The following is a 13,808-nucleotide window of genomic DNA, read 5'->3' as shown; positions in this document are numbered from 1 at the left end:
TCTAATATCTAATATCTAATATCTAATATCTAATATCTAATATCTAATATCTAATATCTAATATCTAATATCTAATATCTAATAATTACCTGATATTTATATAAAAATTATTTTCACATTTCTAATCAAGGAAACATTATAAATAAATTTGGCTATTGTTCAAAACAGATTGCTGACAGGCACCATCGGCGCCTGTCAAATAATTACTTCCGCTAGATTAGGCTAATAATTCCATCATTTAAATTTTATATTTCTATATTTCTATATTTCTATATTTCTATATTTCTATATTTCTATATTTCTATATTTCTATATATAAAATATTTTTCTTATTTATATAAAATCATACTAATTTTTGTTATCCCTAATATTTTATAAATAAAAAACATATCATCACAATAGGCATTATTAACTTAGCTGTATCTCAAACTGCAACAGTAAGATCTATAAAAAGCGTCTGCCATAATCGATGAACTTATCATTTTTATCAATATCACGGACTTACTCTTGGTTCTAAGCTATAACTTTATTTTATATAAAGATGGCATTGTCTTGCCATATCATCATTAAAAGAACTATGCAAAAAATAAAGACTTTTTGAACAACAACCTATCTCTGTAGCTAAACCCGCTATTCTGATCAGATAGGCTCTGATATGTTGTATAAATATGTCTCTCCACCCTATAAATAGGAAGAATATATGACTCCATCATGGCTCAGTTTAGCGCTGGATTCCCTTTGGCCGATGCTTTACGCTGGCCTGACATTTACCATTCCCCTCACGCTGATTACATTCGCACTTGGGATTTCTCTGGGGTTTATCGTCGCCTTAATCCGGCTGTACGGGCCAAAACCACTGATCGCAGTCGTTCGGTTTTATGTCTGGCTGATCCGTGGTACACCTTTACTGGTTCAACTGTTTCTGATCTTTTATGCCCTGCCCAGCGTGGGCATTACGCTGGAAGCCTTCACCTCTGCCGTCATCGGCTTTACCCTGAATGTCGGTGCTTATACTTCTGAAGTGATCCGGGCAGCGCTGATTTCGGTGCCTAAAGGGCAGTGGGAAGCGTCTCACTCCATCGGCATGAGTTGGTGGCAGTCACTGCGCCGGATCGTACTGCCACAGGCGGCGCGAGTTTCTATTCCACCGCTGTCAAATACCTTTATTTCATTGGTGAAAGATACCTCACTAGCTTCCGTCATCACTGTTCCAGAGATGTTCCTGGCTGCACAACGTATCGCCGCTGTCACATACCAACCGCTGATCCTGTATACCGAAGCCGCTATCCTCTATTTGCTTTTAAGTTCAGTGCTGTCAGCACTACAAGTTCGTCTGGAAAAGAAATTCTCCCAACAATTTTCCCAACACCGCAGCAGTAAGGAAGCGAAAAATGATTCAGCTCTCTAACATTGAAAAAAGTTTCGACGGACAAAAGGTGCTGAAAAACATTAGCTTGACCATTAAAGAAGGTAGCCTGACGGCATTGATCGGGCCTTCTGGCAGCGGGAAAAGTACCCTGCTACGCTGCATCAATCTGTTGGAGATCCCACAGGCGGGTACATTGGAAATTGGCAAAGAACAGATCACCTTCACTGGCAAAGAACGCCTGCCACACAGGGAAATCCAACGGTTTAGCCTGCAAACGGGCATGGTATTCCAGAATTTTCAGCTTTTCCCTCATCTCACGGTGATTGAAAACATCATGGAAGGGCTGATTTATGTACAAAAATGGCCACGCGAACGCGCCAGAGAACGAGCGCAGGAATTACTGAAAAAAGTGGACATGTCCCATAAGGCAGATGTCTGGCCGAACACATTATCCGGTGGTCAACAACAGCGTGTGGCTATTGCCAGAGCGATGGCTCCCTCTCCCAAAGTGCTGCTCTGTGATGAGCCGACTTCAGCCCTTGACCCTGAATTATCGAAAGAAGTCGTTTCTGTTCTGAAGCATTTGGCAGAAGAAGGCACGACCATGGTGATGGCAACACACGATCTGCGTCTGGCCGCCAATCTTGCCCACAATGTCATCTTTCTGGAATCAGGCGAAATTGTCGAATCGGGAACAGCACAAACCATGTTTACCCGCCCGGATAAGCAGCGCACTGGCGAGTTTATCTCAACCCTGACGGAAACTTTACCTGACTGGGAAATATAACGGGCTGTGACGTTTAGACTCAGCGTAAACCCGCTAAGACAAAATAAGCATAGTGACACATTATTGATTTGGAGAAATACAATGAAAGCATTCCTGAGTTTGTTACTGGCGGGCGCCACAGCCCTTTCAATCTCTGCGCCCAGTTATGCCGGAAAGGATTTGGACACGATAAAAGCCTCCGGTGTCTTTAAAGTTGGAACAGAAGGGACATACCCTCCTTTTACCTATCACGATCAAGCCAATAAATTAACTGGTTTTGATGTAGATATCGCCCGTGAAGTTGCACGCCGCCTGAATGTCAAACCAGAATTCATGGAAGTTAAATGGGATGGCCTGATTGCGGGACTGGATGCCAAACGTTTTGATGCTGTGATCAACCAAGTGGGTGTCACACCTGAACGGGAAGCGAAGTACAGTTTCTCCATTCCTTATACCGCTTCCCAAGTCGTATTGATTACTCGCGATAATAACAATGACATTAAAACCTTCGCTGATATCAAAGGAAAACGTTCAGCCCAGTCCCTGACCAGCAACTATGGGCAACTAGCAACCTCTAATGGAGCTTATTTAGTCAGTACCGATGGCTTTAACCAAGCCATTGATTTGGTCGCTACCGGTCGTGCAGATGCGACATTAAATGATCGCCTTTCGTTTCTGGATTTCAAAAAACAGCGCCCTGATGCGCCAGTGAAAATCGTCGCCCAACAAGCCGATGCAAGCAAATCGGCCGTTCTGCTCCGTAAAGGAGATCCAGAACTGATCGCCGTCATCAATAAGGCACTGCAAGACATGAAAGATGACGGGACTTATGCCCGTATTTCCGAAAAATACTTTGGCACTGATATTTCCAAATAACCTGCCCCTCAATTCCTCAATCAGCGGCGTTTTCATCACGCCGCCCATCAATAGATTCAGCAAGTTTATCCTGTTTACTTATTTGTTTTTCCAATTAATATCAATCTGATAGTGACTTACGAAGTTAACTCTATCCTCAAGTGTGGCTCCAATCACTTTATCCTTCTTGAGTCGTATCTCCCCCCAACAAACTGCCTGTTTCGGGAGAATTTTAAGTCAAAATAAAAAATATAAAGAGGAAATAATGACTGAAAAAACAACACAACACTACGTCATTCGCCCCATTACTCCGCAAGATAATACCGGCATTGCTGCCGTTATCCGTCAAGTATCCGCCGAACATGGCTTAACCGCAGACCGAGGTTTTGCCGTCGCAGATCCTATTCTGGATACATTGTACGAAGTATACAGCCAGCCACGCAGCGCTTACTGGGTCGTCGAAATGGATGGGGAAGTCGTTGGCGGCGGAGGTGTTGCTCCACTAGCTGGCGGCGATGATGATACCTGCGAGTTGCAGAAAATGTATCTCTCATCAGTACTGCGGGGAAAAGGCGTTGCCAGACAAATCGTGAAACAATCACTGGAATTTGGCACCGAGCAAGGCTTCAAGCGCTGCTATCTGGAAACCACGGAGATCTTGCAAGCGGCCATCAAACTGTATGAAAAACTGGGATTCAGCTATCTTGGTGAGCCACTCGGCAATACTGGCCACAGCGACTGTGAGGTCAGGATGATCAAAGCACTATAATGCATCTAATCAGTCAGCCCCACAGACCAAGTGGGGCATTTATTTCGACAATCTCGTCAGAAGAACTTAGTGAAGTTTGCGCTCGTCCTGCTCAGGGAAATCTTCAGCTTCAGCTTCGTCTTCATCATCTGGCGCGTTGGGATCTTCAAAATACGTCCCCCAACCATCGTAATTCACACCGAGCTTTTCAACCAGATTCATGAGTTGCTCAACCTGCGTATTAATCAGTTCAGCATCCAGACGGCTTTCACTGATGATATCACAGCACATCAGCACAACACGATCTTCAGTTTCCAGCTCTTCCGCATCCGTCACTTCATAACCGAGTTTGAATGCTTCAACGGCGGCTTTTTCCAAAAGATCGAAGTTTTCCGCCGAAAAATGGTGCTCAATAATATAAAGCGCATCAGGATCGCTGCCATCTTCCAATAATTCTTCAATGATCAAGCGAGTTTCTTCGCGCTGTTCTTCTAAAGCATGTGGGTCTGCCATGCCAATCCCCTCCGTCATTTGGCTGTCCTGTTGCGCATTCTCCCATCTTTTTCCTGCGAAGGATATAGCTATCCAATTTCGTCAAAAAGGAAATACAGACCGTAAACTATGGCATGACAAATTGTCTTAATTTCATTGAGATGACAAATACTCATCACAGGGGTTGTAATTGAATTTTTTATCGATATATATTGAATATAAATTCAATATCACTCTAATGGAGAAAATACAGCATGAATCCATTTTATCAACGTAACTTATTAAGATTACATGACTATACTCCTTCAGAAATCAATACCTTTCTGACACTGGCGAGTGAATTAAAATCGAATAAAAAATCAGGTAAAGAGTCGCCTTTACTGTCAGGTAAAAACATCGCGCTGATTTTTGAGAAAGACTCCACCCGTACACGCTGTGCCTTTGAAGTCGCTGCTCATGATCAGGGTGCCAGCGTCACCTATTTAAGTTCAAATGGCAGCCAGATTGGACATAAAGAATCCATCAAGGACACCGCACGGGTACTTGGGCGTCTGTATGACGGCATTCAGTACCGTGGATACAGTCAGGAAGTTGTCGAAACTCTGGCGAAATACGCCGGCGTTCCGGTCTGGAATGGTTTGACGAATGAATTCCACCCGACTCAACTGTTAGCCGATTTACTGACGATGCAGGAACATAGCCAAAAGCCACTGACTGAAATCAAATTCGCCTATTTGGGCGATGCCCGCAATAACATGGGCAATACGATGCTGGAAGCCGCTGCATTAACCGGTATGGATCTGCGTCTGGTCGCTCCCAAAGCGTGCTGGCCGGATGCGGCATTGATTGCCGAATGCCAAACCCTGGCAGAAAAAACTGGTGGCAGGATCGCCCTGACAGAAGACATTGCGACCGGCGTTAAAGATGCCGATTTTCTTTACACTGATGTTTGGGTTTCGATGGGGGAACCCAAAACAGTCTGGCAAGAGCGCATTACGCTGCTAAAGCCCTATCAAGTGAATATGGATGTCATTCAACTGACGGGTAACCCAGAGGTGAAGTTCCTCCACTGCCTTCCTGCGTTCCACGATGAAGAAACAACGCTTGGCAAACAACTGGCTGAGGAGTTCAATCTGTATGGTGGGCTGGAAGTCACTAGTGAGGTCTTTGAATCAAAACACAGTATTGTGTTTGATCAAGCAGAAAACCGTATGCACACGATTAAGGCAGTGATGGTAGCAACGCTAGCGAAGGGACTTAGTTTTTGATGGGTGTTAATGCGGTGCGAATGAGCACCGCTTTTTGTTTTTTCATAACGATGGTGCGAGTTGGGGAAAATAATCTGAAAATTCGGTTATGCATTCAAAGTGTTAATTGCAGCCTTAAACAGAATATTCTCTTTCAATAAAAGTACCGATGATCTTGTCGTGCATTTTGACTGATTTTGAATAACCTAATATCTTACGATTCAATCGATTAATTCGATTACGTAACGTCAAATTTTCATGGGCGATGATACGTTTTAAACGAGACTCCCAAGCATACCATAGCCCACGTTGTTGTTTTTTATTACCGACAAACGACCCCACTTCATCAACTTAACAGACAAGTTGGATTTCTAAATTCTCTAGAGGTAACGAGGTTACGTATCGTAGCGACAACCTTTTAAAGTTCGGACGGCAGCATTAATACTGATATGCAGTTTCCGGGCAGTATCGCGAATGCCAGAATCATTCAGAACTAAATCAATGAGTTGTTCTTTTAATCCGGCCTGACAAGCGCGATAAGAGTAGTCAAGCTGGAAAATGCGTGACCAGTTTGTACGCCTTGCTACTCAAAGATCCATGCAAGGTGCATCACTATTTTGGAAAGCTATTTAGCTGATGAAAAAATTAATTAAATATAAATAAATATCGGTTATTATGATTAGCTAAAATATTTTACTCATAGAAATAATACCTTGACAACTAAAAGCATCCATAGTAATAGCATAATTAAATAAATTTAATGGTGTAATAAAAAATATTATTAAATATAAAAAATATTACACCGCAATAAAGTCGTGAAGTTATATTTAATACTGGTAAAAATGTGTTAATCATCACATTTCAATGTAATTGAAAATTACCATTTCATTTGAGAAATAAAATTAAAACAGAAGAAAAGACAAATGCTTAAAATAATACAGAAATAACATAACCAGTTGTTTTTAATTGAAAACAAACAGAATAAAATATGGTTACCACGCTAAGCTTTTTAAAATCCTGCTAATTAGTTATTTTTTAGAACAAAATTTAAGAGTAAAATCACATTTTTAACGATGAATAATATATCATTAATTTTACGATCGCTTTCTCACTCCAAGCATAATGTATAAAAATACACTTTACTATCATTAATCAATGGAATAAAAATAACCATGTTTCGCAATAATAAAGGGCATAATATGAGAAAAATGGATAATCTGGAGTTTAGAATATTACAACTTCTTAGGAAAAATCCTTTTCTCGCCCAAAAAGAAATCGCTGATATTATTGAAATCAGTCGTTCAAGCGTCGCAGGACATATCCTGAATCTACAAAAAAAGGGACATATAAAAGGTAAGGGTTACATTTTTTCCAGTGGGAATTGTGCCGTAACGGTTGGTGCTTCCAACATGGATATTACCAGTTTCGCTTCGACTGAATTATTAAAGAAAGATTCCAACCCAGGGAAAACAAAATATACGTTAGGTGGTGTAGCTCGAAATGTTGCGCATAACATTGCCGCGTTAAAGAATGATAGTTATTTAATTTCTGTTTTTGGTGATGATTCATATGGAAAAAGACTTTTTAGAGAAACCAGGTTAGCAGGCGTTGATGTTAGCCATTCTCATAAACTAAATGATTCAAGAACATCAGTCTATCATTCAATAGTTGATAGCAATGGTGAACCGCACACATCCGTTAGTGATATGGATATTTTAAAAAAACTCACTCCTGAGTTACTAAATAAATCTAAACCTCTCATTGAGAGAGCAGGCATACTGATTATCGACTGTAATTTGAAAGAAGATGCTCTGGAATGGTTATTTAAAAACTCAGGTAATGTGCCAATATTTGTTAATCCTGTCTCGTCATATAAGGCTGGCATAGTACGTAACTGGTTATCATATATTCATACTATTAGACCCAATCGGCTGGAAGCGGAAAAAATCAGTGGTATTAAAATTAATTCAATAAAAGAGGCTCAATCGGTAACATCATGGTTTCATGAACAAGGCGTTCAACGAGTAATTTTAAGCATGGGGGCTGAAGGTGTGTACTACAGTGAGCTAGGTTATATAGAAGGTCATTCTCCGGCATTTCCTGTTAATGTTGTCAATACCACAGGTTCCGGTGATGCAATGATGGCGGGATTAGTTCATTGTGCATTAGCAGGTATGGATTTTCAGGAAAGTGTACATTTCGCACAACGTTGTGCCGCTCTTGTACTATCTACTGAATTGACTTATTCATTAACTCTGTCGCCCTTCGATGTTGAAAAGTTGCTGGTATTGGATTCATATAGTTAACAACAATTGTGAAATAACATTACTCATACCACCAACATAATAAAAATAAAAAAATGTTAGAATATTTGGCTAAAGCCGGGCTAAAACCCGGCAATTTTTTCAATGTTTCCCGTATGACAAACATTATTCACTAATCGAAAAAAATAGGAAGGGTTTATGTTCGATGAAATGAAATATAACCACAAATGCGGAGATAATGGACAACGAACCTAAAACTGACAAATAAGTCCGGTATGAACACAATTCTGCAAATAAATATCCCAAAAACCTTGAGGATAACGTTCTAAGTCGCTTTCTAAGACTGTTGGTTTTTGCCAGCTAAAACGACTGAATCCTGCTTTATTAATTGCGTTTTCGTAGCTTTCACGGCTCCAACGATAAAATGTGAAAGGACTTGGTGGCGTTGTCAGAAATTCTGCCTGGTAACAGAAACCATTTTGCCAGGGCTCTTCACTCAAAATTTTGAAACCATAATTATCACAGTTTCCATTTTCTAATCGATAATCAGGTGATGACATGTAAGCTATTAATTTTCCAGAGGGCTTTAAATGATTAGCGGCCGCTTGAAACATAGCTTCAAGCTCTTCAGTGGATTGTGAGTAGTGGAATAAGAAGGCAGCGATAACGATATCAAATTTTTCATGTAATTTCATTTCACATACGTTTTGTACGCAAAACTCAATATCATCACCATACAGTTTAGATTTTGCTTTGGCGAGTTCAATCATTTTCTCAGAGATGTCGACGCCGACCACTTTTGAAGCGCCACGGCAGTGTAATTCCCGCCCAAAATAACCATATCCGCAAGCTAAATCTAGGACTGATTTTCCCTGTATATCACCGACCATGTTGAGGATATCTCTAAGCTCAGACTGCCGTTGAGCGACTGTATTGGAGAATTTTTCATAATATTCACCAATAAAATCATAGTTTGCTTGCTCTTCCATTATTATAACTCCTGATAAAAAGGCATGTTCTCATGAAAAATATCTAATGAGGGTATTATATAAAAAGATAAAATATCACGAAACAATTAGATATAATTATTTTTGTAACATGAGTAACTTTCTACGATAGATCATATTTTAATTCAGTTAAAAATAACTAAATATTTCTATACTCGAAATTACTACCCGATAAAAATTTAGAGTTACTTATTCGTTATAAAAATGCGATATAAGTAATATTTTTTATTAAGGTGTAATGAAATGGTCTCCCCCACTCTGTTACAATAAATTGACAGTGTGTTTTTCTTTCAGAAAAGGCCACCATCATGAACAGCGCCGGGGAAGGCTAACAGCCGATACCTGCGCTGACAGCCTGTACCCATGAAGCACGTTGAAACTGACCGGGGTCAAGGAGGGAGATAATACGGGCTATTGTGTCATGGGCAGGGAGTCCCGTTGGAAACAGTCCTTTCTACTGAAGCCAGTCAAAATGCGTTTCCCCGAAATCTTCAAATCTTCCCATCCTTCTGCACCGGCAATGACGGCACACATTGTCAGAAACAGCACGTCAAATAAAGGATAACTGATTTTGGCAGACTGGCGGGATCGGATAACTCACCGAAATACAGAGCAAAAGCATCGACACTCATTCTGGTGCTCACGAAAAAAGGGGTATAAGATCATAATTTCAGCGGCAGATCAAATTGACCCGATTTGGTCAAATAACATTCGCGATCTCCCCCTGTTTCAACACGTCCTTTTGACATGGCAACGAAATTAGGTTAACTAAATTGCAAAATAAGCATATTGCGGATGATAATTTTTATTTATTTAAATTTTGTTTAAAAACAATCTTTAACAAAATGTTAAATTACATCATGAAATAGAACTGGTCACTGCGCTACGTTCTTTTTAGAACGTTATTTTTTAAATAACTATTTTCGATAAAATCAAATTATCAATTCTTAAATTAAAAAAATAAAAAGGCTAAATAAATAATAGATTAACTTATAAAATTGAATAATTAAGCTGCGTGATTTTACTTTTTTTAAAGAAATTCTATATTCTGGAGAGAAATAAAAATGAAACCAAGCATAATAATCATAGCTGCATCTATATTAACCATTCCGTTCGTATCATTACATGCCAATACCAACGCCAAGACCAAGGCCAATGTGAAAATTACTGATTGTAATCAATTAAATGGAAAACCTGGTCAGGATAGTAAAAACGGGATACCTAATAGCAACTGTATAAATGGAGGTAACGGGGGTAACGGCTCATCTCCCGGTCAATCAGGAGAAAATGGTGGCAACGGTGCAAACGGTTCATCGAGTGAGCAAACTCAAGGAAATGGTGGAGATGGAGGCAAAGTATCCAATTATCACAATCTCCAACATGCAGGCCGCCATGCTTAAAACCAATACCGTATACCTGGAATCATTATAAGCAAAAGAGCGGAAACGATGAATGCCAGCAGAGCATCAGTAACCAACATGGTAATCTCCGAAAATAAAAATCTAATTGAAGCTTATATATTTGACCGACACCGATTTTGTCAACCAAACGCCATTATCTGCCTGATGGAATTTAAAGCTCTGTTCATGCATTAACTGGGCGTTAATTTTTAGGGTACCCGGCTTGCCATGACGCTACCCGACTTTAATGGCTGTGGCTTCATCTGCCGATAAAGGCACGTAAGGGCGCAAACCTGCCACCAATCCCTGCTGGAAAATCGAATCCAGAAAACAGGTGGCTATACCGTGATACAAAACCGCCGGCGGGACTTGCGCTTGATAACTAATATCGACCTTTTGGCCTGAATGCCCCTGTACCGGAGAGCATAATAAAGTGCCCCACATTTTATGCTCTCCATTATAGATAGTTATGTGGATCTTGCGTCTGATGCAACACCGCCAACACTTCAATACCAGCCGGAACTTCCCGGTAGTAAATAATGTGGCTCTCTACGGGGAAACTTAGCACACCAAAATAAAGATCCTCACTGCGATCACGACCGGGGGATGGGTGACGATCAAGAATTGCCGTCATAGTCACACGCAACGAAGTGGCATAAGCTTCCGCGACATTCACCCCCCATCGGCGCATAGAATAGAGCTTTACTGCACGAATATGCTCTCTGGCCTTCTTAGTAAACCGGACACTCATCCCTAAGCCTTACCCTCAAGTTCATCAACCGTCAACGGGGCAAATACATCATCAATACTATGCAATTCGCCACGATCAGCTTGTGCAATAGATTCAGCCAGAACGGCTTTTAAATTCTGTAACTTGAGCTGTGCGAACTGATCATACTCTTCAGGAGAGATAACCACGGCCACACGCTTACCATGTTTACTAATTTCCACAGGCTCACGCTGAACTTTCATAAGCAGATCACCAAACTGGTTCTTAGCTAGTTGTGCGGGAATAATTTCCATACATCACCTACCGTCTAAAATGGCTCGAATAGCTATTATAGCTAAAAGTGCATAGAGCTACCAGTAATCAAAATAGCCAACCGCCAACCAGATGGTCGAGTAGCCCGAGAGGATCTCACCCACAGGCTACTCGACCAAGTATTAAGTGTCATTTTCAGCAGACGATTGCACAAAATATCAGGAGTCGGCTGCACTCGATTGCTGGAGTTGTGGAGCAAATAGCTGACCCGATTTTGGGAGGTAGGAGTTTCAGGAGCAACGGAACAGTAAAGGCGCTCATCGAACTTGATGTGATATTGCAAGGACCCAAAATCGGACGTAGTCACAGTTACCGTTTAAACCCTCAGTTCGGCTGGAAAGGTACGGTAAATAATCATAAAAAAGCGCTTACCAATGGCCTGAGTGTAATTCAGGGCGGCCGTGCTTAAAAAAGTTAAAACCGCCTACTCAGGCGGCTTTAACTTAGAGTTTTAGACATATTAAACCCAGTGATATGAAAACCACTTTTTTCGTATAGTGCTTTAGCAACTGGATTATTGGGAGCGACTCTCAACCCTACCTCTGTGATGCCCATAGACATGAGATTACTTTTCATTTTATCCAGAGCCGCCTTACCTAATCCCTTACGACGCCACTCGGGTAATAAGCGAAAATCACAAACCCACGCAGCTTGCTCTTGAAGTTCTATCCATAGATAACCAATCACTGGCAGCTCATGATCTGATTTCACAATGCACCAGAATTTGTTTATTACTTTCTCTGTTACTTGGGATTGGGTTACATCAATCAACTGAGAGGATTTTTTAAGTGATACGTCTGCCGGATAACCTCGTGTTGAAGCTAAGTCTAATGCATGCTCATTTATAAAAAGTAAACGGAATAATTCAAACTCAGCAGTTGTCATTTCTCTTAATTCAATCATTTTAACTCTTTAGATAAAAAAATAATTTTTCCAAAATATCATTAAAAAAAGCATTTACAAGACTTAATTTATGGGGTGTTTCATCCTTGAAAACCCAAAGTCTATTACCTGCCATTACTGAATAAGTTAGGTTAAACCCTACATACTTGGCCCATAGTCAGGGCCTGATCTCTTCCGTATTTGTGCAGGCTCCGGTCGGGCTAATGCCTCTGCCTGTAATTGGAGTTTCAGCGCCTGTTCTGCCTGTAGAGATTCCCGAACTGCTGGAGCTGCCCCGACAATTCGCTTATCCAATTATCACAATCTCCAACATGCAGGCCGCCATGCTTAAAACCAATACCGTATACCTGGCATCATCATAAATAAAAGAGCGGCAACGATGAATGCCACCCATAGAAACAAAAAATATACGTCAATTGAGATTTCAGATGTTATCACCGGCTCAACACCAACTTAAACGCAAAAAACAGAAATAATCCCCCTGTCGCGCGGTTCATCCATTTAATGACATTTTCACGACGTAATAGATGGGAAAGCGGGCGGGTGGCATATATCAGCAATAATGACCATATCGTGCCGAGTAATACGTGAATGCTCACTAAGCCAAATATCCATAATACGGGTGAATGTCCTTGAGGAATAAACTGGGGCAGGAAAGAGACGTAAAATACGCCAATTTTCGGGTTGAGCACATTGCCCAACATACCTCTGATAAACCAGTTCTGCGTTTTAACAGGGGAGGAAGCGGTTTCTCCCGCAAGGCTCTGGCTGGGACGCAAAATCATCTGAATACCCAGCCAACATAAGTAAAGCGCACCACACCATTTCAGGAGATTAAATGCCAGTTCGGAGACGGCAATTAATGTGCCAAGGCCAAATGCCACCATCGCGCCCCAAATAAAACATCCTGCATTAATACCTAAAGCAGCGTGCAGGGCTTTTTTGCCGCCCTCAACGGTCGCTGTCCTTAAAACCAGAGCTGTGTCCAAACCCGGAGTTAATGTGAGTAATGTAGCGGCAACGATGAATGCCAGCAGAGCATCAGTAACCAACATGGTAATCTCCAAAAATAAGAATCTAATTGAAGCTTATATATTTGACCGGCACCGATTTTGTCAACCAAACGCCATTATCTGCCTGATGGAATTTAAAGCCCTGTTCATGTATTAACTGGGCGTTAATTTTTAGGATACCCGGCTTGCCATGACGCTGCCCAACTTTAATGGCTGTGGCTTCATCTGCCGATAAATGCACGTAATGGCGCGAGCCTGCCACCAATCCCTGCTGGAAAATCGAATCCAGAAAACGGGTGGCTGTACCGTGATACAAAACCACCGGCGGGACTTGCGCTTGGTAACTAATATTGACCTTTTGGCTTGAATGCCCCTGTACTGCTCTGATTCGTTTTTGATCGTCTGAAATGGCAAATCGCTTTTTATCATTGGTCTCGACGATCGTTGCGATCAGCGCATGATTCAAGTGCTTACCGTGCTTCTCCGCACATTTAATCAGTACGCCGATATCTGCCCACCCTTCATTATCTAGCGTTAAGCCAATAGATTCAGGTTGATGACGCAACACATAACTTAAAAATTTGCTTATTTTGGTATCGAATTGAGCCATTTTTTACCTATTAATCTTATATCTTGATTATCACTTTTACAGAGCGATAATCCCCTGACTGATCATCAGGGATGCTGTTGTGAGTTTGTTAT

The 13,808-nt window shown here is 41.1% G+C and carries 17 protein-coding genes and 2 pseudogenes; 8 read left to right on the top strand and 11 right to left on the bottom strand.

Annotation, left to right across the window (positions count from 1 at the left end):
* Positions 1-700 precede the first annotated feature (700 nt).
* The 4 genes from NXS07_RS16695 to NXS07_RS16680 all read left to right on the top strand — a co-directional run bounded on the left by NXS07_RS16695 (position 701) and on the right by NXS07_RS16680 (position 3,759).
* Positions 701-1,408, top strand: coding sequence for an amino acid ABC transporter permease (locus NXS07_RS16695; RefSeq protein WP_038222963.1), 708 nt, complete (start codon positions 701-703; stop codon positions 1,406-1,408).
* A complete protein-coding gene (locus NXS07_RS16690; protein ID WP_038206071.1) occupies positions 1,392-2,156 on the top strand; it encodes an amino acid ABC transporter ATP-binding protein in 765 nt (254 codons plus the stop codon). Before NXS07_RS16695 ends, NXS07_RS16690 begins: the two co-directional genes overlap by 17 nt.
* An 81-nt stretch (positions 2,157-2,237) precedes the next feature.
* The gene (locus NXS07_RS16685) at positions 2,238-3,011 is read left to right on the top strand and encodes an amino acid ABC transporter substrate-binding protein (RefSeq protein WP_038218724.1); all 774 of its coding nucleotides are present in this window, start codon (positions 2,238-2,240) and stop codon (positions 3,009-3,011) included.
* Between the two features lie 244 nt (positions 3,012-3,255).
* Entirely contained in the window at positions 3,256-3,759 is a 504-nt protein-coding gene (locus NXS07_RS16680; RefSeq protein WP_038206067.1) for a GNAT family N-acetyltransferase, read from the top strand.
* 66 nt (positions 3,760-3,825) lie between these two features.
* On the opposite strand, the gene rraB is transcribed toward NXS07_RS16680, so the two are convergent.
* On the bottom strand, positions 3,826-4,251 hold the full coding sequence (rraB, locus tag NXS07_RS16675; RefSeq protein ID WP_258087176.1) for a ribonuclease E inhibitor RraB: 426 nt from the start codon (positions 4,249-4,251) through the stop codon (positions 3,826-3,828).
* 233 nt (positions 4,252-4,484) lie between these two features.
* Here rraB and argF point away from each other — a divergent pair, with 233 nt between their 5' ends.
* Positions 4,485-5,498, top strand: a complete 1,014-nt coding sequence (gene argF / locus NXS07_RS16670) for an ornithine carbamoyltransferase (protein ID WP_258087175.1) — start codon at positions 4,485-4,487, stop codon at positions 5,496-5,498.
* A gap of 114 nt (positions 5,499-5,612) precedes the next feature.
* On the opposite strand, the pseudogene NXS07_RS16665 reads toward argF, so the two are convergent.
* Positions 5,613-6,040 (bottom strand): annotated as a pseudogene (locus NXS07_RS16665) (IS1 family transposase); the annotation flags it as partial.
* A gap of 609 nt (positions 6,041-6,649) precedes the next feature.
* Between NXS07_RS16665 and NXS07_RS16660 the strand changes: the two are divergent.
* Positions 6,650-7,783, top strand: coding sequence for a PfkB family carbohydrate kinase (locus tag NXS07_RS16660; RefSeq protein WP_038193744.1), 1,134 nt, complete (start codon positions 6,650-6,652; stop codon positions 7,781-7,783).
* Between the two features lie 209 nt (positions 7,784-7,992).
* Here NXS07_RS16660 and NXS07_RS16655 read toward each other — a convergent pair whose 3' ends face one another.
* A complete protein-coding gene (locus tag NXS07_RS16655; protein ID WP_038193742.1) occupies positions 7,993-8,730 on the bottom strand; it encodes a class I SAM-dependent methyltransferase in 738 nt (245 codons plus the stop codon).
* Positions 8,731-9,094: 364 nt separating this feature from the next.
* Positions 9,095-9,380: pseudogene (locus NXS07_RS16650) on the bottom strand (transposase family protein); the annotation flags it as partial.
* 432 nt (positions 9,381-9,812) lie between these two features.
* Here NXS07_RS16650 and NXS07_RS16645 point away from each other — a divergent pair.
* Positions 9,813-10,148, top strand: coding sequence for a hypothetical protein (locus tag NXS07_RS16645; RefSeq protein ID WP_258087174.1), 336 nt, complete (start codon positions 9,813-9,815; stop codon positions 10,146-10,148).
* Positions 10,149-10,382: 234 nt separating this feature from the next.
* Here NXS07_RS16645 and NXS07_RS22250 read toward each other — a convergent pair whose 3' ends face one another.
* Genes NXS07_RS22250 through NXS07_RS16630 form a run of 3 tightly spaced genes read right to left on the bottom strand, consistent with a single transcriptional unit; the run spans position 10,383 to position 11,171 of the window.
* A complete protein-coding gene (locus tag NXS07_RS22250; RefSeq protein ID WP_438818393.1) occupies positions 10,383-10,592 on the bottom strand; it encodes an RNA 2'-phosphotransferase family protein in 210 nt (69 codons plus the stop codon).
* Positions 10,593-10,605: 13 nt separating this feature from the next.
* Positions 10,606-10,899 (bottom strand): type II toxin-antitoxin system RelE/ParE family toxin, encoded by a 294-nt coding sequence (locus NXS07_RS16635; RefSeq protein WP_258087173.1) that lies wholly within the window; start codon positions 10,897-10,899, stop codon positions 10,606-10,608.
* A 2-nt stretch (positions 10,900-10,901) separates the two neighbouring features.
* Entirely contained in the window at positions 10,902-11,171 is a 270-nt protein-coding gene (locus tag NXS07_RS16630) for a type II toxin-antitoxin system Phd/YefM family antitoxin (RefSeq protein ID WP_012776389.1), read from the bottom strand.
* 209 nt (positions 11,172-11,380) lie between these two features.
* Here NXS07_RS16630 and NXS07_RS16625 point away from each other — a divergent pair, with 209 nt between their 5' ends.
* Complete coding sequence (locus NXS07_RS16625; protein ID WP_258087172.1) at positions 11,381-11,599, top strand: hypothetical protein; 219 nt, start codon at positions 11,381-11,383, stop codon at positions 11,597-11,599.
* 29 nt (positions 11,600-11,628) lie between these two features.
* Here NXS07_RS16625 and NXS07_RS16620 read toward each other — a convergent pair whose 3' ends face one another.
* The 4 genes from NXS07_RS16620 to NXS07_RS16605 all read right to left on the bottom strand — a co-directional run bounded on the left by NXS07_RS16620 (position 11,629) and on the right by NXS07_RS16605 (position 13,716).
* Positions 11,629-12,093 carry a GNAT family N-acetyltransferase gene (locus NXS07_RS16620; protein WP_258087171.1) on the bottom strand — a complete coding sequence of 155 codons (465 nt, stop codon included), beginning with the start codon at positions 12,091-12,093 and terminating at the stop codon, positions 11,629-11,631.
* A gap of 138 nt (positions 12,094-12,231) precedes the next feature.
* Positions 12,232-12,387, bottom strand: coding sequence for a hypothetical protein (locus NXS07_RS16615; RefSeq protein ID WP_155271327.1), 156 nt, complete (start codon positions 12,385-12,387; stop codon positions 12,232-12,234).
* Between the two features lie 140 nt (positions 12,388-12,527).
* Complete coding sequence (locus NXS07_RS16610; RefSeq protein WP_038193735.1) at positions 12,528-13,148, bottom strand: LysE family translocator; 621 nt, start codon at positions 13,146-13,148, stop codon at positions 12,528-12,530.
* A 22-nt stretch (positions 13,149-13,170) separates the two neighbouring features.
* On the bottom strand, positions 13,171-13,716 hold the full coding sequence (locus tag NXS07_RS16605; RefSeq protein ID WP_046337648.1) for an RNA 2'-phosphotransferase: 546 nt from the start codon (positions 13,714-13,716) through the stop codon (positions 13,171-13,173).
* Positions 13,717-13,808: the final 92 nt, after the last annotated feature.

The organism is Xenorhabdus bovienii, assembly GCF_024721015.1.
Taxonomy (GTDB): domain Bacteria; phylum Pseudomonadota; class Gammaproteobacteria; order Enterobacterales; family Enterobacteriaceae; genus Xenorhabdus; species Xenorhabdus bovienii.
Note: the sequence above shows the minus strand (reverse complement) of the source record. Positions and strands in the feature narration are given on the sequence as shown.

What these genes read in the sequence shown, in the direction of transcription:
- rraB (WP_258087176.1), bottom strand. Translation starts at nt 4,251, where the DNA reads ATGGCAGACCCACATGCTTTAGAAGAACAGCGCGAAGAAACTCGCTTG.
- NXS07_RS16635 (WP_258087173.1), bottom strand. Translation starts at nt 10,899, where the DNA reads ATGAGTGTCCGGTTTACTAAGAAGGCCAGAGAGCATATTCGTGCAGTA.
- NXS07_RS16605 (WP_046337648.1), bottom strand. Translation starts at nt 13,716, where the DNA reads ATGGCTCAATTCGATACCAAAATAAGCAAATTTTTAAGTTATGTGTTG.
- NXS07_RS16690 (WP_038206071.1), top strand. Translation starts at nt 1,392, where the DNA reads ATGATTCAGCTCTCTAACATTGAAAAAAGTTTCGACGGACAAAAGGTG.
- NXS07_RS16680 (WP_038206067.1), top strand. Translation starts at nt 3,256, where the DNA reads ATGACTGAAAAAACAACACAACACTACGTCATTCGCCCCATTACTCCG.
- NXS07_RS16695 (WP_038222963.1), top strand. Translation starts at nt 701, where the DNA reads ATGACTCCATCATGGCTCAGTTTAGCGCTGGATTCCCTTTGGCCGATG.
- argF (WP_258087175.1), top strand. Translation starts at nt 4,485, where the DNA reads ATGAATCCATTTTATCAACGTAACTTATTAAGATTACATGACTATACT.
- NXS07_RS16655 (WP_038193742.1), bottom strand. Translation starts at nt 8,730, where the DNA reads ATGGAAGAGCAAGCAAACTATGATTTTATTGGTGAATATTATGAAAAA.
- NXS07_RS16610 (WP_038193735.1), bottom strand. Translation starts at nt 13,148, where the DNA reads ATGTTGGTTACTGATGCTCTGCTGGCATTCATCGTTGCCGCTACATTA.
- NXS07_RS16630 (WP_012776389.1), bottom strand. Translation starts at nt 11,171, where the DNA reads ATGGAAATTATTCCCGCACAACTAGCTAAGAACCAGTTTGGTGATCTG.
- NXS07_RS16685 (WP_038218724.1), top strand. Translation starts at nt 2,238, where the DNA reads ATGAAAGCATTCCTGAGTTTGTTACTGGCGGGCGCCACAGCCCTTTCA.
- NXS07_RS22250 (WP_438818393.1), bottom strand. Translation starts at nt 10,592, where the DNA reads ATGTGGGGCACTTTATTATGCTCTCCGGTACAGGGGCATTCAGGCCAA.
- NXS07_RS16620 (WP_258087171.1), bottom strand. Translation starts at nt 12,093, where the DNA reads ATGATTGAATTAAGAGAAATGACAACTGCTGAGTTTGAATTATTCCGT.
- NXS07_RS16660 (WP_038193744.1), top strand. Translation starts at nt 6,650, where the DNA reads ATGTTTCGCAATAATAAAGGGCATAATATGAGAAAAATGGATAATCTG.
- NXS07_RS16645 (WP_258087174.1), top strand. Translation starts at nt 9,813, where the DNA reads ATGAAACCAAGCATAATAATCATAGCTGCATCTATATTAACCATTCCG.